The 21,645-nt window shown below is 28.2% G+C and carries 20 protein-coding genes; 14 read left to right on the top strand and 6 right to left on the bottom strand.

Annotated elements, in window-relative coordinates; all coding sequences use genetic code 4:
* Position 1: 1 nt before the first annotated feature.
* Together aspS and AACL07_RS02200 are read left to right on the top strand one after the other, a co-directional pair.
* The gene (aspS, locus tag AACL07_RS02205) at positions 2-1,711 is read left to right on the top strand and encodes an aspartate--tRNA ligase (protein ID WP_338982890.1); all 1,710 of its coding nucleotides are present in this window, start codon (positions 2-4) and stop codon (positions 1,709-1,711) included.
* Positions 1,712-1,792: 81 nt separating this feature from the next.
* Positions 1,793-3,463, top strand: a complete 1,671-nt coding sequence (locus AACL07_RS02200; protein WP_338982888.1) for a hypothetical protein — start codon at positions 1,793-1,795, stop codon at positions 3,461-3,463.
* A 65-nt stretch (positions 3,464-3,528) separates the two neighbouring features.
* On the opposite strand, the gene AACL07_RS02195 is transcribed toward AACL07_RS02200, so the two are convergent.
* Positions 3,529-4,215 (bottom strand): hypothetical protein, encoded by a 687-nt coding sequence (locus AACL07_RS02195; RefSeq protein ID WP_338982886.1) that lies wholly within the window; start codon positions 4,213-4,215, stop codon positions 3,529-3,531.
* A 41-nt stretch (positions 4,216-4,256) separates the two neighbouring features.
* On the opposite strand from AACL07_RS02195, the gene AACL07_RS02190 reads away from it, so the two are divergent.
* The 9 genes from AACL07_RS02190 to AACL07_RS02150 all read left to right on the top strand — a co-directional run bounded on the left by AACL07_RS02190 (position 4,257) and on the right by AACL07_RS02150 (position 15,620).
* Positions 4,257-4,793: a hypothetical protein gene (locus AACL07_RS02190; protein ID WP_338982884.1), complete on the top strand. Its 537-nt coding sequence runs from the start codon at positions 4,257-4,259 to the stop codon at positions 4,791-4,793.
* A gap of 9 nt (positions 4,794-4,802) precedes the next feature.
* Entirely contained in the window at positions 4,803-5,333 is a 531-nt protein-coding gene (locus AACL07_RS02185; protein ID WP_338982882.1) for a hypothetical protein, read from the top strand.
* Complete coding sequence (yihA, locus tag AACL07_RS02180) at positions 5,326-5,910, top strand: ribosome biogenesis GTP-binding protein YihA/YsxC (RefSeq protein ID WP_338982881.1); 585 nt, start codon at positions 5,326-5,328, stop codon at positions 5,908-5,910. Before AACL07_RS02185 ends, yihA begins: the two co-directional genes overlap by 8 nt.
* Before the next feature lie 34 nt (positions 5,911-5,944).
* Positions 5,945-8,728 (top strand): cation-translocating P-type ATPase, encoded by a 2,784-nt coding sequence (locus AACL07_RS02175; RefSeq protein ID WP_338982879.1) that lies wholly within the window; start codon positions 5,945-5,947, stop codon positions 8,726-8,728.
* 72 nt (positions 8,729-8,800) lie between these two features.
* Positions 8,801-9,040: a hypothetical protein gene (locus tag AACL07_RS02170; protein ID WP_338982876.1), complete on the top strand. Its 240-nt coding sequence runs from the start codon at positions 8,801-8,803 to the stop codon at positions 9,038-9,040.
* Positions 9,041-9,137: 97 nt separating this feature from the next.
* Positions 9,138-10,061, top strand: a complete 924-nt coding sequence (locus AACL07_RS02165; protein WP_338982874.1) for a hypothetical protein — start codon at positions 9,138-9,140, stop codon at positions 10,059-10,061.
* 336 nt (positions 10,062-10,397) lie between these two features.
* Positions 10,398-13,049, top strand: a complete 2,652-nt coding sequence (locus AACL07_RS02160; RefSeq protein WP_338982872.1) for a valine--tRNA ligase — start codon at positions 10,398-10,400, stop codon at positions 13,047-13,049.
* A 50-nt stretch (positions 13,050-13,099) separates the two neighbouring features.
* Complete coding sequence (locus tag AACL07_RS02155) at positions 13,100-13,702, top strand: hypothetical protein (RefSeq protein WP_338982871.1); 603 nt, start codon at positions 13,100-13,102, stop codon at positions 13,700-13,702.
* 1,054 nt (positions 13,703-14,756) lie between these two features.
* Positions 14,757-15,620, top strand: coding sequence for a hypothetical protein (locus AACL07_RS02150; protein ID WP_338982869.1), 864 nt, complete (start codon positions 14,757-14,759; stop codon positions 15,618-15,620).
* A gap of 16 nt (positions 15,621-15,636) precedes the next feature.
* Here the strand turns inward: AACL07_RS02150 and rpsT are convergent, their stop codons facing one another.
* On the bottom strand, positions 15,637-15,882 hold the full coding sequence (gene rpsT / locus AACL07_RS02145; RefSeq protein ID WP_338982867.1) for a 30S ribosomal protein S20: 246 nt from the start codon (positions 15,880-15,882) through the stop codon (positions 15,637-15,639).
* A gap of 99 nt (positions 15,883-15,981) precedes the next feature.
* Here rpsT and holA point away from each other — a divergent pair, with 99 nt between their 5' ends.
* The 3 genes from holA to AACL07_RS02130 are packed head-to-tail and all read left to right on the top strand — an operon-like array spanning position 15,982 to position 18,669.
* Positions 15,982-16,920 carry a DNA polymerase III subunit delta gene (gene holA / locus AACL07_RS02140; protein ID WP_338982865.1) on the top strand — a complete coding sequence of 313 codons (939 nt, stop codon included), beginning with the start codon at positions 15,982-15,984 and terminating at the stop codon, positions 16,918-16,920.
* Between the two features lies 1 nt (position 16,921).
* Positions 16,922-18,391, top strand: a complete 1,470-nt coding sequence (locus tag AACL07_RS02135) for a hypothetical protein (RefSeq protein ID WP_338982863.1) — start codon at positions 16,922-16,924, stop codon at positions 18,389-18,391.
* The gene (locus AACL07_RS02130) at positions 18,391-18,669 is read left to right on the top strand and encodes a hypothetical protein (RefSeq protein ID WP_338982861.1); all 279 of its coding nucleotides are present in this window, start codon (positions 18,391-18,393) and stop codon (positions 18,667-18,669) included. The genes AACL07_RS02135 and AACL07_RS02130 overlap by 1 nt, the downstream gene beginning before the upstream one ends.
* 8 nt (positions 18,670-18,677) lie before the next feature.
* Here the strand turns inward: AACL07_RS02130 and AACL07_RS02125 are convergent, their stop codons facing one another.
* The 4 genes from AACL07_RS02125 to AACL07_RS02110 all read right to left on the bottom strand — a co-directional run bounded on the left by AACL07_RS02125 (position 18,678) and on the right by AACL07_RS02110 (position 21,645).
* The gene (locus AACL07_RS02125; RefSeq protein WP_338982859.1) at positions 18,678-19,478 is read right to left on the bottom strand and encodes a hypothetical protein; all 801 of its coding nucleotides are present in this window, start codon (positions 19,476-19,478) and stop codon (positions 18,678-18,680) included.
* Positions 19,479-19,581: 103 nt separating this feature from the next.
* Positions 19,582-20,193 (bottom strand): SprT-like domain-containing protein, encoded by a 612-nt coding sequence (locus AACL07_RS02120; protein WP_338982858.1) that lies wholly within the window; start codon positions 20,191-20,193, stop codon positions 19,582-19,584.
* Positions 20,193-21,461 (bottom strand): DNA polymerase IV, encoded by a 1,269-nt coding sequence (gene dinB, locus AACL07_RS02115; RefSeq protein WP_338982856.1) that lies wholly within the window; start codon positions 21,459-21,461, stop codon positions 20,193-20,195. Before dinB ends, AACL07_RS02120 begins: the two co-directional genes overlap by 1 nt.
* Positions 21,436-21,645: an exodeoxyribonuclease VII small subunit gene (locus tag AACL07_RS02110; RefSeq protein ID WP_338982854.1), complete on the bottom strand. Its 210-nt coding sequence runs from the start codon at positions 21,643-21,645 to the stop codon at positions 21,436-21,438. The genes dinB and AACL07_RS02110 overlap by 26 nt, the downstream gene beginning before the upstream one ends.

Genomic DNA, 21,645 nt, shown 5'->3' with positions numbered 1-21,645 from the left:
TATGAGAAGAACTCACACATGTGGTGAACTAAATTCAAAATCAGTTAACAAAGAAGTTGTGCTTCAAGGTTGAGTTTCTAAGGTTAGAAAAATGGGAGCAATGAATTTCATTGATTTACGTGATCAATACGGAATCACCCAGTTGATAATCAAAGACTCAATCGAAGTTAAAACAGAATATGTAATTGAAGTTGAAGGAAAAGTTATCAAAAGAAAATCAATTAATAATAATATTTCAACCGGAGAAATTGAAGTTGAAGTTATGAAAATAACAATTATAAATAAGTCAGAATTAACACCATTTGAAATAAAAGATGATGTTCAAACAAGTGATGACACAAGAATGAAATACAGATATTTAGACATTCGCAGACCATCAATTACAAACAACTTAATATTAAGATCAAAAATGAATAATGTAATTAGAAATTATTTTGTAAAAAATAATTTCATTGAAATTGAAACACCAATTTTTGGAAAATCAACACCTGAAGGAGCTAGAGACTTTTTAGTTCCATCACGTGTAAACAAACATCATTTCTACGCATTACCTCAATCACCACAATTGTATAAACAATTATTTATGATTGGTGGTATCGATAGATACTTTCAAATTGTTAAATGTTTCAGAGATGAGGATTTAAGAATAGATAGACAACCAGAATTCACACAACTTGATATGGAGATGTCTTTTGCAAAAAAAGAAGACGTAATGGAAGTGATTGAAGAATTACTAATTGAAATTTTAAACGAAGTTAAAGGTGTCAAATTAACAAAAGGATTTAAGCAAATCAGTTGAGATGAAGCAATTGATAAATATGGTATTGATAAGCCAGATTTACGATTTGGTTTGGAAATAAAAACAATCACTGAGATGTTCAAAAATACTGAGATACCTTTATTTACTAAATTGGATAAAAAAGTTATAAGAGCAATTTCAGTTGATGAACTAGTTGGTAAAAAAGAATTAGAAAAATTAACAGAAACTGCAAAACAAAACGGAACTAACATTTTGGGTTTTGCAAAATTTGACAACAATACTTGAAGTGGATCAATTGGTGGAAAATTAAATGAATCAGAAAAAGATGGTCTTGTTAAAACTTTTGGTATCAAAAAGTCATCAACAATATTATTTGTAGTTGATGAATACTACAAAGCGTCAAAAGTAATGGGTGCATTAAGAAATGAAGTGGCTAAACTTTATAACTTAGCGGATTCAACTAAGTTTGAATTACTTTGAGTTGTAGATTTCCCACTGTATGAATATTCAGAAGAAGACAAAAGATTTGTAGCGGCTCACCATCCATTTACAATGCCAAGAGAAGAGTATCTTGAAACATTCGACAAAGATATGGTCAATGCAAAAGCAGCTGCTTATGATATTGTTATGAATGGATTTGAAATTGGTGGTGGAAGCCAAAGAATTACGGACAAAGATATCCAATCAAGAATGTTTAAATCAGTAGGGTTAAGTGAACAACAAGTTAAAAATAACTTTGGATGATTTGTTGATGCATACAACTATGGTGCACCATACCATGCTGGATTAGCATTGGGTTTAGATAGAATTATAATGATTTTAACTGGTGCTGAAAACATTCGAGATGTAATTGCCTTCCCAAAAAATAGTAGTGGAATAGACATGATGAACAATTCACCGTCTAAAGTTGATGAAAGTCAATTGAACGAATTAAATATCAAATTAAAATAAGGTAATTTATACCTTATTTTTCTATATATATTTATATATAATAATTTTAGAAAAATAATTTAGAAATAGGAGAAATTAAAAATGAGAAATAATGTTAAATTAGTTATTGCATTGTTAGTTGTAGCTGTTATCTACTTTGGTTATTCATCATGAATTGATACAGTTGCTGTATACAACATTAATGGTAACCAATTAGGTTCAACGCCATTCAACAATACACTAGTTGAAATATGAGGAAAAAATACCGATGAAGCTAAAGCTGCTTGAGCATGATTCGTTGGAGAAGGTGGATTTGGAGAAGAAAAATTAAAAGCACTTGGAATTATGGCAAGTGGAGAATCTCTTACAGAAGCAGCAAAAACAAATATTGAATTTATTCAAGCATTAGTTAACTACGGAAATAAAGGTTCAGACCCAGAAAACCTTAAATATATATTTGAAGGTTTTATGGCTCCAAACTCATTAGCCAAAACACTTCTTGACCCATTTAAATTAATCTTAGTTGGGGGTGTATTTGCACTATTTGTACCACTAACAATTAAAGTATTCCTTGGAACAGTTACAGGAATCAAAACTTACTTACGTGGAAGACAAGCAAACTTGTTGTTCAACTATGAAAAAACAATTACATATGTAACTGACTTACAAACAAAAATTGCTGCAAATGACTTAGCAGGTGTTAAAGCTGCTTATGGTGCGTATGCAGGATTACCATTTAAACCAAAATTCTTAGATAACATGATGGATGAATTATGTATTCTAATTGTTAAAGAAAAAAATGTTTCTCATTTAGCTGATCCAGCACAAACAGTTGTTGACGGAATAAAAACAATGTTTTCAAAAGAGAGACAAAGAGCAATTACTGGACGTGGAGATGAAATGTTTTTTGATTTCAAACGTGGTTATGAATATTCATCACTTGGTTCAAACAAAGTGGCTGAATACTACAAAGCAATGCCTGAATCTGAAAGAAATTCTAGTTTAGGATGAAAAATGATTAGTTTAGAAATGATTAGATTTGGTCTATTTCTAGCTGCTACATTTATTCCTGCGTTAATAATATTTGGTATTATTTCTGCTACAATGCTGACTGGTACTGCTGCAACATTACCAGCTGACTTAAAAGTATTAATAATTTCATTAGTAGCACTTGGTACATGAATTATTTCAACAATCATCGTACATAGAATATACATATTTAGAAAACCGATTTATAAAGACATTAAAAAAGAAATATCAAAACCATTAGGTGTGTATTATGCACTTTACTTCTTTATGTTTATGACAATTGCGATTGCAATGGTAGGGATATCATCTGTTGGTGCAATTACAGATCCTGGAACAGGAACTAAAATATGAGCGTGATTTGCAGCTGTGGCTTCACTTGTATTATCATCTGCATTGGTGTTATACGTTATTGCAACTTTAATAGATGCAAATAAAATTCCTGACGGAATGAGTAAAAAAGTATTTATTAATGGAATACTTGTCCCATTAATCGCATGAATCATTGGTGTTCTTTCAACACTTGCAATTATTTTAATTAATAACTTTATGCCAGAAGATAGTACAGTTAACTTTGAAAAGATAACTGCTATTATATCAATTGTTAACTTTATAACATTGGTTGCATTTTGAGTTTACATAGCGTTATCTGGATTTATTTTGAACAACGTTGTTTACAACAAAAAAAGATTTCACATGACAAAAAAAGCATTAGCTGATAAAGCATTAGAACAAGAAATTGAATAATTTAAAAAAGAAACCTAGGTTTCTTTTTTTGTACTTAAACAAGAGGGTGATAAGTAATGAAATTATTATTTTTTAATTTTTGAATTAAAACTTGCAATACATTTTTCAATTCCAAATACGAAGTTTCCAAACTCAAGTAGTTCAGTTACTGCATATGTATATTTAGTTTCTGGAATATGTTTTTTCTTAGCTAATGATTTTATGTACATTAGATAACTTCTAATTGGTAATCGAAAGTTGATGAACTCTTTTTCATTGTTAATTAAGTTTTTATCAACAGTTTCAAGAAAGTGATCTTCACCAATGTGTTTTCTTACTTCACGTCCAAGTTTAGTTCAGTAGTTCAAACAAACCCCATTAAACTTTGAATTCAATTCTTCAGATTTAATTGATTCATCTTCACTTAAGAAGTTAAATAGATTATTGAAATATATTATTATTCCTAAACAAGTATTATATGAACCAATTCAATTTCTAAGTTTATTTAGAGCTGGTAAAATATCTCTCATTTGTTTGTATTTTTGATTAAAGAAGTTTTTATAGTTCATCATTTGTTTTTCAAACTTTATTAAATCTTCGTAAGTTTGAGGAATATCAACTATGAATTCAGATATTGATCCTTTAAATCTTTTTGTGAACTTATTTAATCTTTTAACTTCTTTTTGAACAAACTTTAATCAGTAAGTATCAAAACGTCTTAAAAGTTTAATATCATTTTCTGTAATTTTAGTAGTCTTGAAATAGTTAATCATTTAACTCCTTGGGTTTATATATAATTATATATGGAGATAAAATGAGAACTACAGATATATTAATAATTACTTTAATTTCAATTTGATTAGTTTGTCTAATTATTTTTGGTTTGCTTGCCTTTATTCAACAAGACAAAGTAAATAAAATTAAAATAGCCAAAAAAGATTATGAAATAAATAATGTAGTTGTAAAAACTGTAGAACTTGATTTTAAATTACCAGAAGGTGAAGTGTGCTTTTTACATTTAAAAAATCAAAAAGCAAAGTTTATTAAAACTAAAAAATCAATTGTTGAATCGACCGATAAGTTTTATGTAATGAATCCTTGAAAAGTCACGAAGTCAAACAAAGATATTGTTGATCTATATTTTACAAATAAAAATATTGTAATTACTTCAAAAATAAATTCATATAAGTTAGCCATTAATGGCGCCACGGTTGTTAAACCAGGTGTAAAATATTTAAACAAAAAGTTTATTCATGAAACAATTATTAAACTAGATTATAATTTATATTTTTTAATTGAAGATGATGGAAATGATATTTATAAAACATATGAAATGATATTAAAAGGATAAGAGGGCATTATGACACCACAAATTATAAACTTTGTTTTGATATTAGTAATTTTTGGATATCTAATGACAATACTTTTTAAACTTATAAAAAATAAAATACGAGTTAATAGGTTTAAAACAGATAAAAAATATTTAAATACTAAATTGTACACTCAGATAATTATCTTATTTACTGCAGCAATCGCACTTGAAGTGCTACAACTTATATTTTTTATACTATTTATAACTAATGATATAAAATGAATTGAGTGAACTTCAGTTGGAATTCAATTAGCATCATTGTTTTACTTTATTGTTTTATTGTTAATAATAAATAAAAAGATAAATGGAGCATTTGTTTTGGTGTTTGAAAATAGTTTTATTTTCATTAATAACATCATTCCAATTGAATCAATTCAAGTAATTACAAATAACTTAAAAAGAACTTTAATAACATTTTCGTATAAAGAAGGTGATGTAGTTGAAATTTTTTCAATGAAATATCATTGAAAACTTAAAGACTTGTTTAAAGCAGAGTGTGGAGAAAAATATAATGATTAAAAAAGCAGTTTTTATTAAATCAGCAGCAGCTCACGAAGGGTGAATTGTTGATGACATTCCTGAAGTTTGTTTTATGGGAAGAAGTAATGTTGGTAAATCAAGTTTTATTAATTCAATTACAAGACAAAATAAATTAGCAAAAACTTCACAAACTCCAGGTAAAACACAATTGCTAAACTTTTTTGATATTAATGATAATGAGTTTAGAATTGTTGACTGTCCTGGTTATGGTTATTCAAGATTGTCACGTACAAAACAAGAAGATTTGTCAGTGATGATTCAAGATTATATGATGGGTCGTGAAAATTTAAAATTTGTTTGTCAACTAATTGATCTAAGACATGAACCAACTAAAGACGATATTGCTATGCATAACTTTTTAAAAGCAAATAAAATTCCAGCTTTGATAATTGGAACTAAATTAGATAAATTAAAAAAGAATGACATAGAAAAATTTAAAAAAAGAATATGTACAACATTAAATATCACCAAAGATGAAATGATTGCAGTGTCATCAGAATCAAAATATAATATAGAAAAAATATATCCATTATTGATTGAATGGTTTAATAAATAAATATATAATTTAGTTTAATTACTAGGAGTAAATAATGGAACCATACCCATCGAACACGACGCCAGAAGAAACGGTTCAAAAATATAAAGTTGATCCCGAAAAAGGATTATCTAAAGCAGAACTTGAACTTAACTATGAACGTTATGGAAGAAACGAAATCAAACAAAAGAAAGCTAAATCACCATTTTTAATTTTCTTGCACACTTTGATTGAACCAATACAATTAATATTAATCTTTGCGGCATTTGTTTCACTTGTTGCTCCAATTATAAATATCACTCAAGGACACACTGACTACACTGAGTTTATTGACTTTTTTGTAATCATCGCAATTGTGGTAATTGACGCTGTACTGCAAACAGTACAAGGAATGAAGGCAGCTAAATCAGTTGATGCGCTTAACTCATTAACTAAACCAAAATGTTTAGTGTTAAGAGAAGGTTCGCAATTAGAAATTGAATCATCAGATTTAACTGTTGGTGATATTGTAATTTTAGAAGCCGGAAGATATGTTCCAGCAGACTTAAGAATTTTAGAATCATCAAACTTATTTATTGATGAATCAAACTTAACAGGTGAATCTGTTGCTGTTGAAAAGAATCACATTGCATTAGACAAAGAATCAAAAATCTTATCTGATTTATCAAACATTGGATTTATGTCAACATTTGTAACAAACGGTAGAGCAATTGGTATTGTTGTTAAAGTGGGTGAAGAAACAGAAATTGGTAAAATTTCAAAAATGATTTCTGAAACTAAAAAAGAAAAATCTTTACTTGAACAAAAAATCTCAAAATTCTCAATGGTTGTAGCAGCAGCTTCAATCGTGATCGGAATTGTATTCTTTGTATTATTAATGACAGTAGGTGGAGAAACTGCTGATCTTGCATGATTAGGTCACTTAATGGTTGCCTTAACATTAGCCATCGGTTTAATACCAGAATGTTTAGGAGCATCAGTTTCTATTGCGTTAAGTATTAGTACAAAACGAATGGTTAAAGATAACATGATTGTTAAAAAACTAAATGTTGTTGAATCACTTGGTGGAGTGAATGTTATTTGCACAGATAAAACTGGAACGCTAACTCAAAACAAAATGACTTGTGAACAATTTATTTATAACGGTCAAATAGTTACTGCAAATGATTGAACTAACAAGTCTAATGAAACAGAACAAGGAATTAGAATGACACAAGGAATTATTTTATGTAATGACTCAGTCATTCAAAATGGTGAAAAAATTGGAGATCCAACCGAACTTGCCTTTACAGAGTACGGACAATTACTTGGACACAATGAAATTGAATTTAGAAATAAATTCAAAAGAATGGCCGAAATTCCGTTTGATTCTTCTCGTAAAAGAATGACTACAATCAACAATGTTGGAAAAGAAAAAATAGCATTTACAAAAGGTGGAGTTGAACAAGTATTAGAAATTTCAACACACATTTATGAAGGTGACAAAATAAGAGTCATTACTGAATCTGATAAAGATATTATTATGTCTTTAACAAAAGAATTAAGTAAAAAATCATTACGTGTTATGGCGTTTGCTTCAAGAATTGTTAAAGGTATTGATACGACATCACTTGAAGAACAATTTGTGTTCTCAGGTGCTATTGGTATGAAAGACCCAGTTAGAAAGTCTGCAATTGAAACAGTTGCACTTGCATATAAAAAAGGTGTGAAAGTTGTAATGATCACAGGTGATCACCCACAAACTGCATTAGCTATTGCTCAAGAGCTTGGATTAGCTCGTAACGAAAAACAAGTAATGACTTCAGTTGAATTGGAATCAATGAGTGATTATGAACTACTAGAAGTAATTGACCACATCCGCGTGTTCGCTCGCGTTAACCCAGAACATAAAGTTAAAATTGTAACTTTATTACAAAAAAAAGGTTATATAACTTCTATGACAGGAGATGGTGTAAATGATGCTCCGTCGCTTGCTGTAGCAAACGTTGGAGTAGCTATGGGGATAACTGGAACGGATGTGGCCAAACAAGCCGCTGACGCCATCCTTACAGACGATAACTTGTTTACTATCATCAATGGTATTAAAGAGGGACGTGGAGTTTATAAACGTATTCAAAAAGCCATCGCTTTTGTTATGGGTGTTAATATCTCAAACATTATTGCAATGGGACTAATTATTTTGATATCTGGAATGTCTCCTTTAGAAGCTACAAACATTTTGTGAATTAACTTAGTAATTGAAACTATGTTAGCAACAACTATTGGTATGGGGTTAACTGAGGAAACAGATCAAAAAATTCAGCTAAGTAAGAAGAGTTCGCTATTTGAAGGAATATGAGGAATGTTCATTCGAATCATTGTTATAAATACAGCAGTTGTTGTGGCATCATTTTATATCGCTGGAATTATCGCAAGTGATATGAAAGGAACAGATTCATATGATGAATTTAGAAGAACTGCAATGTTCTTTGTGGCAGCCACATCACCGGCATTGTTTGTAAATACAATGCGTATTACAACATGAGACGGTGCTGAAAAATTTAGATACACATCAAACAAGCCTTTATTAATGGCTTCAGCTTTAGCGTTGACATTGAATATTGCAATGATACTAATTCCTGGAATTAGTTCATCAATGTTTGGATTAATATCAATATCAGATTATGGATCACATCCATTAATAATCTTGGTAATGTTAGGATTGGCTTTCTTGCCGGTTCTAATAATGTTAATTTCTGATTGCATATTATATGTAATTCAAAAATACTTCCCAAACAGATGAGATAGAAATCAAAGATTATCAAAACTTATTATTGAAGATCAAAATGAAACAGAATAAAAACAAAGTCTAACATTGACTTGTTTTTTTTTTTTTTTGTTAAAAATAAAGTTATAAGGAATTTTAAACGATATGGCAAAATGAACAACGATAGATTTAATAAAAATATGAAGTAACCGATATGATTCAATTGAATCTAAAGGTATTTGTCCATTGTGTAAAAACAAAGATTGATTAATGGAGTTTGATGAATACTCATTAAATAGAGATAGTCCAGATCATTTTTGAGTTGTAAATAACATACGACAACCAGACAAATATGATGGGAATCAATTTCTTAATCTGCAACCAACACACAAAAAATGCAGATAGTAATTTTAGTTATTTTCTTCTTAATTATGGTAATAAAATATTGTATAATATATACAGGTAGTAAGTAGTTACTATACGAACAAAAAGGAAAATAAATATGAATATATTATTAGGAATACTTGGAACAATTAGTATAAGTTCAACAGTTGTTGCACCAACTACTGTTTTGATTAAAAACGAAGAGAAAACATTGGAGTCAAGATTTATTCCTGCCGAAAAAGATATTGAGTTATCAATTGATAATTTAAAATTTATGGATGGAACAACAATCAAAACTGGAATTGAAAGTTATAAAGAAGAAATGATTAATTTTATTGAAGAACAAAGACTCTTTGTTGAAGAAGAGGGTATTAAAAATTTAGAGGTAATTTCAGGAGAAGGCAAATTTCCTAATTTATCACTGATCGGAGATGAAAAAATAGCTTATGAAATTATTGAAAAATTAATCAATGCAGAATCATACGAGGTTAAGGATTTAACAGTTGAAGTAAAAAAACAAGATAACTTAGGCAATTTTCATTACTTAATCAGTTTAAATGCTATTTCTGATGGAGAAGAATTAAATGGTGACCTTTATTCATACAAGGCAAATCAATCACTTGCTGATTTTCATATAATGAGTGGGTATAACCTTACATTTTCATTAAAATATGATGAACCAGAAGCTATGGACTACACAGATCGTCAATGAAATTCTGGAATAACTATGCCATATTGAGATACTCCGATATGAGGAACTGAATATTTAGACGCCGATTTAGCTCTAGACTTATTTAATAGTCAAAATTGAGAAAATATACGTGGTAAATCTATGGCATACATAAATCAAACTCTAGATTTAGGTATCTATAGTTTATCTGCAATAAAAATTACAACAGCAAAAAATGTTGATGGTGTATTTCAAAAAGATCAAATAGTAACGGGTAAAAACCTTATTAAAACTGATTATTTTTATGTAACAACATTTTCAGATGAAGCTAAAGGTAATTTTGATATACTTGTAAAATATAAGCTTTTTTAATAGAAGAAAAAATATAGTACAACTTTATAAATAAAAAAAGATAGGTAATATCTTTTTTATATTTTTCTAAAATAGTCTTATGCACACCCAACCACTTCTTAAATTTTGCTGTTTTTAATATTTTTGTTATAATACTTATATAAATTTAATAGGAGTAAAGTAATTTATCTTTCCAGAGAGTCAACACTTGGTGTGAGTTGATATGATAGTTATTTGAAGGTTGATTAAATTAAAATTTAATAAGTATTGAGTGGATCTATTAGATCAATTAGGATGGTACCGCGGAGAAATTCGTTCCTTTAATTAGGAACGTTTTTATTTTTTAAGGAGAATTATATGAATAACAAATACAGCCACAAAGATGTTGAACAAAACAAATATGAAAAATGAGTAGATTTAGGACTATTTAAAGCAGACCTAGATAAATCAAAAGAAGCATTTTCTTTAATAATGCCACCACCAAATGTAACTGGTAAATTACATTTAGGACATTCACTTGATAATTCAATTCAGGATTTATTAATTAGATTTAAAAAACTAAATGGTTTTGCAACAGCTTGAGTACCAGGAATGGATCATGCAGGTATTGCAACTCAAGTAGTTGTTGATAAACACTTAAAAGAACAAGGGATTGATAAAAACAAATTATCAAAAGATGAGTTCTTGAAACATATTTGAGAATGGAAAAAAGTATATGAAAAGAACATCAAAAACCAATGATCTAAGTTTGGTTTAGCTCTTGATTATGATTTGGAACAATTTACATTCTCAGAAGAAAATCAAAAATACGTTAAAGAAGTATTTGTAAAAATGTACAATGATGGATTAATTTATAATGCAGAAACATTAGTAAATTGAGATCCTGTTTTAGGAACTGCAATATCAAATATTGAAGTAATCCATAGTGACATAAAAGGTAAGATGTATTATTTCAAATACTTCTTTGAAAATAAAACAGACTTCTTAGAAGTAGCTACAACTAGACCAGAAACAATGTTTGGTGATGTTTGTATTGTTGTAAATCCAAAGGATTCAAGATATGCAAGCTTCATTGGACAAAATGTAATCAATCCTGCAAATAATCAAACAATACCAATCATCGGAGACGAGTATGTTGATATTGAATTTGGAACGGGTGTTATGAAGTGTACTCCAGCTCATGACAAGAATGACTTTGAGTTAGGTAAAAAACATAACCTAGAAATGATTAACATTATGAACTATGACGGGACACTAAATGATAAGTGTGGTAAATGAACTGGAATGGATCGTTTTGATGCCCGAAATAGCCTTGTAAATGATTTAAAAGATAACGGAACCCTAATTAAAATTGAAGAAATTACTCATCAAGTTGGATTAAGTGAAAGATCAAAAACAATTGTTGAACCAATGTTGTCTAAACAATGATTTATAAAAATGAAAGAATTAGCAAATGATGTTATCAAATTACAAGAATCAAATGATCCAATTAATTTTTTCCCACAAAGATTTGATTCAAATCTAAAAACTTGAATGAATAATATTCATGATTGAACAATTTCAAGACAATTAGTTTGAGGACATCAATTACCAGTTTGGTACAACAAACAAAATCCCGAACAGATTCATGTAAGTGTTGATGGACCAGTTGATATTCAAAATTGAAAAAGATCTGATGATGTTCTTGATACTTGAGCATCGTCTGCGCTATGACCTTTGATATGTTTAGGGTTTGACCCAAGCAAATCAAAAAATGAACAAAGTGAATTGTATAAACAATTTTGACCAGTATCAACAATGGTAACTGGATACGATATTATCTTCTTCTGAGTTGCTAGAATGATATTTACAACACAATATATGAATAACGGACAAAAGGCCTTTAATCACGTTTTAATGCATGGATTAGTACGTGATGAGCAAGGAAGAAAGATGTCTAAATCACTAGGAAACGGAATTGATCCATTAATAGTTATTGAAGAATATGGCGCAGATACTTTACGACATTCACTAGTTGTTAATTCATCTCCAGGAATGGATATTAAATTTTCAGTTGAAAAAATTAGAAGTTCTTGAAATCTAGCAAATAAAATTTGAAATGCTTCAAGATATGTAGTTATGAAAACTGAAGATTCAATTGAGACAATCGATGAACAAAATTTAATTAAAAACATTAACAAGATTGATGAACAATGAAATATTGCCAACAAATGAATATTACACAGGACCGAATTAACATTAATTGAAATCAAAAATCAAATTGATAAATATGAATTTGCAATTGCAGGTAAAGCGTTAGATGATTTCATTTGAAATGACTATTGTTCATGATACATTGAACTATCAAAAGCAAATGTTGATATGTCAACATTAATCAAAACAATAACTCAACAAACATTAAAGTTAGCGTTAAAAAAACTATTGATAATGATCCATCCGTTTATGCCATTTATCTCGGAAGAGATTTATACAAACATTGGAGATAAAGAATCAATATTAAAAGAAACATGAATGTTTGAAGAGAAAGTTAAGATTTCAGATAATGAAATAGATAACATGAACAATGTATTTGAATTAATTGAAAAAATTCGCGAGTTTAGATTAAATAATGAAATTAAAAATTCAATCAACTTAAATTTCACAACAGATTTAAAAATGGACTATGATCCAATAAATCTTTACTTATTGAAAATGGTAAATGCATCAGTAAAATACGTAACATCAAATACAAAAAATAAAAATGTAAGTGTAATAGCTTTAACAAATGGATTTATATATATTGATAATTCTGATTTTATTAATTCAGATGAAGTTATCAAAAAACTTCAAGATGAAATTTCAAAAGTCGAAGGTGAATTAAAAAGGTTAGATAATATGTTATCTAATCAAAACTTCATATCCAAAGCTTCAAAAGAAAAGATTGATATCGAAAAATCAAAACACTCTAAATATAAAGAACAATACGAAAGTCTTGTAATGAAATTAAAAGATATAAAAAATAATCTGTAAAAAGGTTATTTTTTTTGTTTTGTGACGTTAATAGTAGTGAGGTGAATGAAATGAAATGAAAAACAATAATAAAATGCGTACTATTAATATTTATTCCACTTGCACTTGCACTTGGAATTTATGTAACTAGTTTTGAAAATGTATTTGGTGAACGCCATATCAAACGAGAAATAGATATTAAAGATGACGACACAGATGATGACGAAGTAGATAGGGTTATTAAATTTAAAATAGATTATGGAATAAACGTAACAAATACAAAAATTATTCCACCAACTGAAGTTGAGTATCAAGAGAGTTTCGTAACATCAAATGATGTTGTTGAATTTTATAGTGAATACAATATTGAAAAAAACTTTTACTTCAATAAGAGAGAGATTTTAGACTCAGAAAAAGATGAAATAGTAATTAAACTGATCCCACTAAAAGTTGAGGATGTAAAATTATTAAACAGATTCAACCACAAAGAAGTTAATACTAACTATTTTTTAAATGCAGGACTTTCATTAGAAGAGTCGGTTAAGTTAGAGACACTTTGTTGAGATTTTAATTTTAAAGATATTGATGCCATTAAATATGAAATGTTTGAAAGTTTAGATTTAAGTTATAGAAAAGTTTTTCTAGATTATGCAATTGAAAAAATGATTTATTAAAAATAAATATTCGATCGCAATTTTATTTTTTGTAATCCAAACAATTTTATTTTGGAAAACGAATTTAATTCTTTTTCTAATTATTTTTTGCTTTTATATTTCGGCTAATCTATTTTATTTTGGATATACAAAGTTTTTAATTTTGTTTGCAGTGCTATTTTGTGCTGGACTATTTATCAATGATTTCGTTTTCTTTTTGCTTAAATTTCCAACTTTTTTTCAAGTTACAAAGAAAGGAAATAACTACTATATTTTAAAATTCTTAAATCAAAAATTTTATGTAGACAATAGTGCGGGGGAGTTCGACTTCTCGGTAGGGGAGTTTGTCAAAACGGTAGGGGAGTTTAAAAAGATTAGTGTTTATGGGCACTTTTGAGATTTTGACTTTAATGAGTTTCTTTTGAAAGACAACGTAAAATACGAGATTACAAACATTCAAAGTTTCGAAACTAAGTATAAAGGGGTTCAATTCTTCTTCAAAAACAAAGTTGAAAAGTCGAATAATTTGATAAATTTTACCTATGGGCAAAATACAGACTTTTTGGACATAAAACAGAATTTAATTAACATGGAAATTACATATATTTCTAAAATAAAATGACTAAATATTTTTGTATTATTTTTGGTAATTAATTGAATGTGCACAAAATATGGATGGTCAAAAAAATATTTAGACGTATATATTTGATTATTTATTTTCATTTTGAATTATTTAAATTTTTTTGAAGGATTAATTTTCAAGATTTTAATTTATAAAACCATAGAACTATGATCAAAAAAATGAAATGTCAGATTAAGAAAAACCACGAAATTTTATATTTTTATTTTGATTACAACAATATTCAATCCAATGTTTTTAATTACTGATACGTTTTATTTTATATTTGTTGGTAATTTTATAATTGCAAATGCACGATATAAAAATGGATTTAAAAAATATTTGTATATGTATTTTTATTCAACAATAGCTTTTGCTCCAATTCAAATATTTTTTTATTATAAGATCCAATGATTCGGTCCGATTTTTTCTTTCATATTAATACCATACATGTGTATGTTGTATTTCGTTTCTTTGATATCGATGTTCGTACCATTGAATACAGACTCATATGATGTCTTTTTAAACGTATTAGACACCATTGTAATGATAATGACACATTTAACTTGAGTCACTTGATTTGGCCATTGTAGTGTTGTTATTGTTGTTTTATATTATGTAGCGTGTTGATTTTTAATTAAGAAAGATTCATTTGCAAAAATAAATATCAATTTGGTTTATTTATTTTTATTTATCTTTGCAATGATAACAATTCAAATATCAAACTTTGCTTTCAGTTATGAAACTAGTGTGTATTTAATTAATTCAGGGAATGTAAATAATATTGTTTTGATTGATAAAGGAAACGCAAAAATATTAAATGCAGGAACTCAATTTGGAATTTCAAACAAAAATGAAATCAATTCATTTTTGGATTACAAAGGTATTAATAAAATTGAATGAATATATATTCAAAATGAATTGGCAAAAAATAATAAACAGTTTGAAGTTTTAGAACAACATAAAAAAATTAAGAATAAATTAACAAAGACAAATTTTGAATCTAAAACTTCAAACAAAATCATAAGTTACCCAAAAGCTAAAACAAAAGGTGATAAGGGTGGGATTTTGATTTTAAACAATGATATCGCAGTATTTAGCGATATAAGTTTATCTTTTCAACAATATATATTGAATACCAAGATGAGCGAATTTAAGGACGTTTCAACAATTATTATTAATAAATCATCAGATAAATGAACAACAAAGGGTTTTTTGTCTAAATTTAATAATAAAAAAATAATTGTTAATGGTGAAAAAGAAAGTGGATGGAGTAACAAAATTATTTGAAATACTGATGATTATATAAAATTGAAATAAAAAAATAGTCATTGGACTATTTTGTCATTAACCTTGATTTTTCTCTAGCAGCTTTATTTGCTTTTCAAATCCCTTTAGAAACAGCTTTATCAACTAGGCTAACTGCAGCATTGATTAAGTCAACAACGTTTGCTGATTTTTCTTGTTTAGCAGTTAATGCTTTTTTAATTGCTGTTTTAACTTGTGATCTAAAGTGTTTATTTTCAACACGAGATTTCTCGTTTGTGATAATTCTTTTTTCGTTTGATTTAATATTTGCCATCTGTTCTCCTGGAATATGTTTCAAAAATAATTATATATTATTGATTAATATAAAACTATAACATTTCAAAAAAATGTAAAATATTTGTAAAGGTGCCATATGTTTTTAATTAGAAGTTACAACGATTCAATTAGTAAGAAGCAAATTCATCAATTGCTAAAAAAAATGGAAAACTCAGAAACTGAAGTTTATTTTTTTGATTATGAAGATTCATCAATTAATGAATTAGAAGAAGCTGCAAATACTTTTTCTTTATTTGCTGAAAGAAAAATAATTGTTATAAAGGGTGCAACATTTTTAGTTGGTGTCAAAAAACTTGAAATAGATTTCGAAAGATGAATTGACCTATTCAAAAATAAATCCGTTGAATTCATTTTGTCTGTTGAAGGTGAAAAATTTAATTCTAATAAGTTAACAAAGTATTTGTTGGAAAATTCAAGAAAACTAGAAATCGATAAACCAAAAAGAAATGAGCTAGTAAAACAAATTAATCTTAAGTTGACAAAAAATAACATCACATTTAAAACTGAAGATATAAATTATTTAATTGATTACATTGGCGAAGATGCAATATTGTTGAACAATGAATTAAATAAATTTATTACGGGTAAAATTATGTTCAATAAAGAAAACATAGTAGATCTTTGTTTTAAAGATAGAGAAAACAATATTTTTGAAATTTCAAATGCTTTAATTTCAAATGACAAAACTAAGTGAATAAATATATTTAATAATTTCATTGAAAACGAAGGTAGCTTAATGTCTATTGTTTCATTGTTATCTTCTAACCTGGTTGCCACAAGAAATGTTTCATTCCTAAAGCAAATGGGAATTTCAAATGATGAAATTGCAAAACAACTTGAAATGAACCCTTACAGAGTATCTGCCATCGTTAATTTAAAAAACAATAATATTGATTTGTTAAATGATAAAATAAAGTTATTGTTTAAAATACAAAACAATATATTATCAGGTAAATATGACGGAATAGTAATTCCAGCCATATCTTTTTTAAAAATGATAAACAATGGAGAATAAAATGGAATCAAAATTATATAAAGACTTAATTAGTTTAAGCTATACTATTTTTTCTAACGATGAACTTCTTGCCAAAATTACTAGTGATGAAAAATTTAAAGAAAATGTTATTTTAAATATTAATGGAATAATGTTTTTAGAAAAAAACCACTCAACTAATTTAGATGATGTTCAGTATGGTAAGTCAATAGCTCGTGCGCTTGTTAAATTATTAAATGAAAAAATTGCATTTAGTATCTCAAGTTTGACCATAGATAAAATTGAAGAAGAAATGATTTTCTTTTCAACAACAATTTCAAATACATTTGGATTTTCAAAAGATGCAATATTTGATGAAAAGAAAAGTATAAGCAATACCGATTTCATTGAATTTGTAAAAGTATACAGAGAACAATCGAAACCGGGTCATGAAGCAACAACAATTCAAGATGATTCAACAATTCAGATCAATACAATTGATGCTGGAGCTGCTGAAAATATTCAAGTTAATAATTCAAATAGAAACAATGGTGGACCACAACCACAACAAGGACAACCGCAGTTCAATCAACAAAACATGGGTCAGTTATTTCAAAATCCAATGAATAGCGAAAGGTTTTATCCATTTAAAACTAAGCCAAAAGAAATGCGTTGAATTAAATTTGTGTTCGCTGGAGCAATATCTTTAATAGGTATAATGTTCATCGTTATTTACGCAATATTAGGTTCACAAGTAATTATTATTAACAGTGATAATGCAAAAATTTTCTCAGGCACTACTAATACTGGCGACTTTAATCAACACTTAAATAATATTGCACTTATGAATAAATATATAGAAATCTTCGATCGCGAATTCAAAATGTCTCCGTTTACAATCATCACGCAAGCATTAAATCTTTCGACTGGTGTTGAACCATTTTCAATAATTCTTAACGTAATAACAATTCTTATAATATTTTCTATGGTGTACCCAATGATGAAACCGCCTAGAGTGTATAGAGACCAATACCGTGTTAATGGATCGACACTGTTCTTATTCGGGTTTTTAATTGTAGTGTTTGCCTTCCCGTTGATGTTGAATTCAAGTGGGGGGATGACACAAATGATTTTCCACTTAGGGTTTAAAGACTACGATCCGAATGCAATTGCGGATAACTATTTAAAATTCTTATTTTCAGAAGAATATTTAAAAACTGCGGATAAAGAACAGTTTATAAACTTAATCAGTAGTGAATTTAATCTTATGACATTACGTGTGTTATCAATCATCACAATAACATTCATGTTTATATTCTTAGCAATGTACTTTGCAATATTCTTTATTAATCCGAAAGTTGATAGAGAAAAATATAGAAGATTTATGATTGAAATGCAAAAAAAATCAATGGCCGCATTACAAGGTAAATCATATCAAATTGATCCATCACTATTTGAAAGCGATGAAGAAATGGAAGCTTGAAATAAAAAGAAAGGCAAAAGCAATAACTAATGTCGTTTTACGAAAAGAGCAACTATAACTTATCAACACATAGTCATTACAGAATCAAAGAACGCTTAAAGTTAAACGTAAGTGATTTGGAATTACGTGGTAAGGTTAATGAAATAATTTCAAAATCAAATTATTCATGAGAGACATCAAAAACTTTATACATACAGTCAAACATCAATGACGTGTATTTTGTTATAGATAAGGTGTCTAATTTGATTATTACAGCCACACAGATATCACATCAAAAACAAATTGAAATAATAGAAAATGAAAAGTAACCCAAGGGTTACTTTTTCTTTATTGGTTTTTTAGCCACAACTTTTTTAGCAGGTGATTTTGCAGCTGGTTTAGCCACAACTTTTTTAGCCACCGGTTTTTTAACTGGTGGTTTAATAATAGCGGTTTTCTTCGATACCGGTTTTTTAGCAGGCGAAGACTTCTTGGCATTAGACTTAATGAATTTTGACAAAGCTAATTCAACTGCGCTAGTTATCATGTGTGAAACTTCTGTTTCAGTGTATGTTGGCATTTCGTTATCTAGATCATCATCGTATTCGTCTTCAGTGTCATCAACCTGAGATGTTTTTTCGATATGTCCGTATTTTTCTTCGTGCTGAGATGACCTTGCTTTTTCAATTGAATCACTCAATGACGATTTTGGTGTTTTTTTAACAGCTTTTGTAACAACTTCATCACCAGAAATATCGGGTTCAGAAATGGTTTTTGCTTTTGGTTCTACAATACCCAAGGCTTTATTTCTTAGTTTTGCCATTCTGTCATTAATGTTATCTTCAGTAACTAATGGACCATGTTCCATATCGTCATCGTTGATACCAGTATCTTCACGTTGCTTAGCATTTGTAGCTTTTGCTTTTGCGAGTAGGGCAGTTATGCTACCTTCTTTGGTCGTACGCTTTAATTTATCTTGGTCAGCTTCTTTGTCTTCTTCAGTTTGGTTACCGTGTAGTCTACGAATCTTGTAACCAATTGAATCTTCTTGCTGTTTTAATTTTGTTGTAACACTAGCGTCAGGACACATGTGAATTTTTAAATGAATTGCGCAAAATCTCGGTGAAAATCCAGCCATGTAACTCCTTACAATAATGTATATATTTAATAATATTTTATCTTATTTATAAAAAATTAGCACAACAATAATATGCTAAAAAATAATAAAAGTGTATAGTTAACTATACACTTTTCAAAACAAACGGAGTATTGCAATCGTTGCAACTGATATTAACTTTCTTTCTTAAATAGATTGTATTTACACAATTACATTGGTATTTGTAGTTTTTTTGTTTATTTTTTTGAATACTCACTGAATCAACATGCACTACCTTCAATGCCTCTTTATTAAAATCAAGTTTATTTTCTATTATAACAATTAACTCATCAGATGCATTTGTTATATTAAGACCTTGAACTCCATTTGAACTCTCAACGTTTAACAAACCAAATGTTGAAGCAGTTGATTTAAAGTTTTTGTTGTGTCGTCCATTTGATGGTTCAGTGTCTTTTATATTGTTTTCAAAGTTATACTGATGTGACATTTCATGGACAAGTGTAGAAATTATTTTAATATAATCCCCGTTTCATCTTGATGTCAAAAAAGTTATTTGTGATAGTCCATCTTGTCAACCTGAGTTACTGTCAAAGTATGCCCAAGCTTGCACCCTCCTAAATTTAGATGTTTCGATACCGATCTTTACTGGCTTTAATTTAGAATCAAAAAGTAGTTTATTTAATTGATTATGTAAAGAGTTAAGCTCTGTAATAATTTCATCAATATTTATATTCATTAAGATCTCCTTTTATCACTATCAAACTCCCCTTTTTGAAATTTTGAAGTCCTTTTTTCCTCATCAATTTTTATTTGTAAGTTAGTACCAGTCAATAACTTTTCAATATTTATTTGATTGTTTATGTTGTCTACAATTGTTTCAATATTGCTGTTGTTTTTCTTTGGTTGTAAAAATGTTTGTTGTTCTTTTACATTATATTCTTTTGATGTGTTTGTTGCACGCACACCAACTAACCTAATTTCAGCACCATTTCACAAGCTATAAAAATTGTTCTTTGCAATAGCAAAAATTTGTTCTAACGTTGAAATTGGCATTTCAACAGTTTGTTGCATTGAGGTTTTTTTCTTAGAAAGTTTTTCATCTTGATACTTTATAAGTACAGCAATTGTCTTACAACTTAAGTTTCGGCTTTCTAATTTATTTTTAACTGTAAAAGCCATGTCATATAGATATTGTTCTAATTCACCAATATTTTGTGTCGGTGTATAAAATGTAACTTCAGCACCAAAGCTTTTTAAATCTGCAAAGTCAGCATTCAATTCACTTGGGTCAATACCATTGGAGCGATTCCACAATATCAAACCACTTTTATTTAGTGCTTCAATTACCGTGTTCTTATTTGAGTTTGCCAAGTCCCCTATCGTTTTGATTCCCAGTTTATCTAATATTATTTTTGTCTTTTGTCCGACACCAAACATTTTTAAAACATCAAGTGGTCAAAGTTTCTTCTTGATTTCTGAAGGTAATATTCTATAAAAGCCATTTGGTTTATTTCTTTCAGAAGAAACTTTCGCTAAAAACTTGTTAGTACTTATCCCTATCGAACATGTAATATTAAATTTTTCACTAACGCTATCTAAGATATGTTGTGCCATTTTTTCAACTGATCCATATTTTTTATATTCAGTTGTTACATCCAAATAACATTCATCAATTGAAGCCAATTCAATTTTCTTTGAATATGTATCGTGGAAAAATTCAAACACCATCTTTGAAACTTTTGAATATAGACTAAAATTTGGTTTCACCAAAACTAAATCAGGACAAGATTTCAATGCATTGAAAGCAGTCATCCCTGCTTTTACACCAAACTCTCTTGCAGCATAACTAGCGGCAGTTATTATTGAAAACTTTTCACTGTATGCAACTGCAATTTTTTGATTTTTATATGAAGGGTTTTCAATAATGTGACAACTGGCAAAAAAAGCATCGAAGTCAATTAAAAAAATTACTCGATCACTATTTGTTGCTTTTGTAAAATTCAATTTTTTCACCGTTTACAATTTTTTTAACTTCACCTTCAATTATTTTCAAATCCGTAGTTACTTCATTGATCAATTTTTTGACGTCTTCGTAATGTTTTATTGAATCATTTAATTCAATTTTTGGATTATCAATTAATTGAATTAGTTCTTTAATCTTTTCGATTTTTAAATTAATTTCGTTCAT

Source organism: Spiroplasma endosymbiont of Othius punctulatus, from assembly GCF_964019505.1.
Taxonomy (GTDB): Bacteria; Bacillota_I; Bacilli_A; order Mycoplasmatales; family Mycoplasmataceae; genus TIUS-1.
Note: the sequence above shows the minus strand (reverse complement) of the source record. Positions and strands in the feature narration are given on the sequence as shown.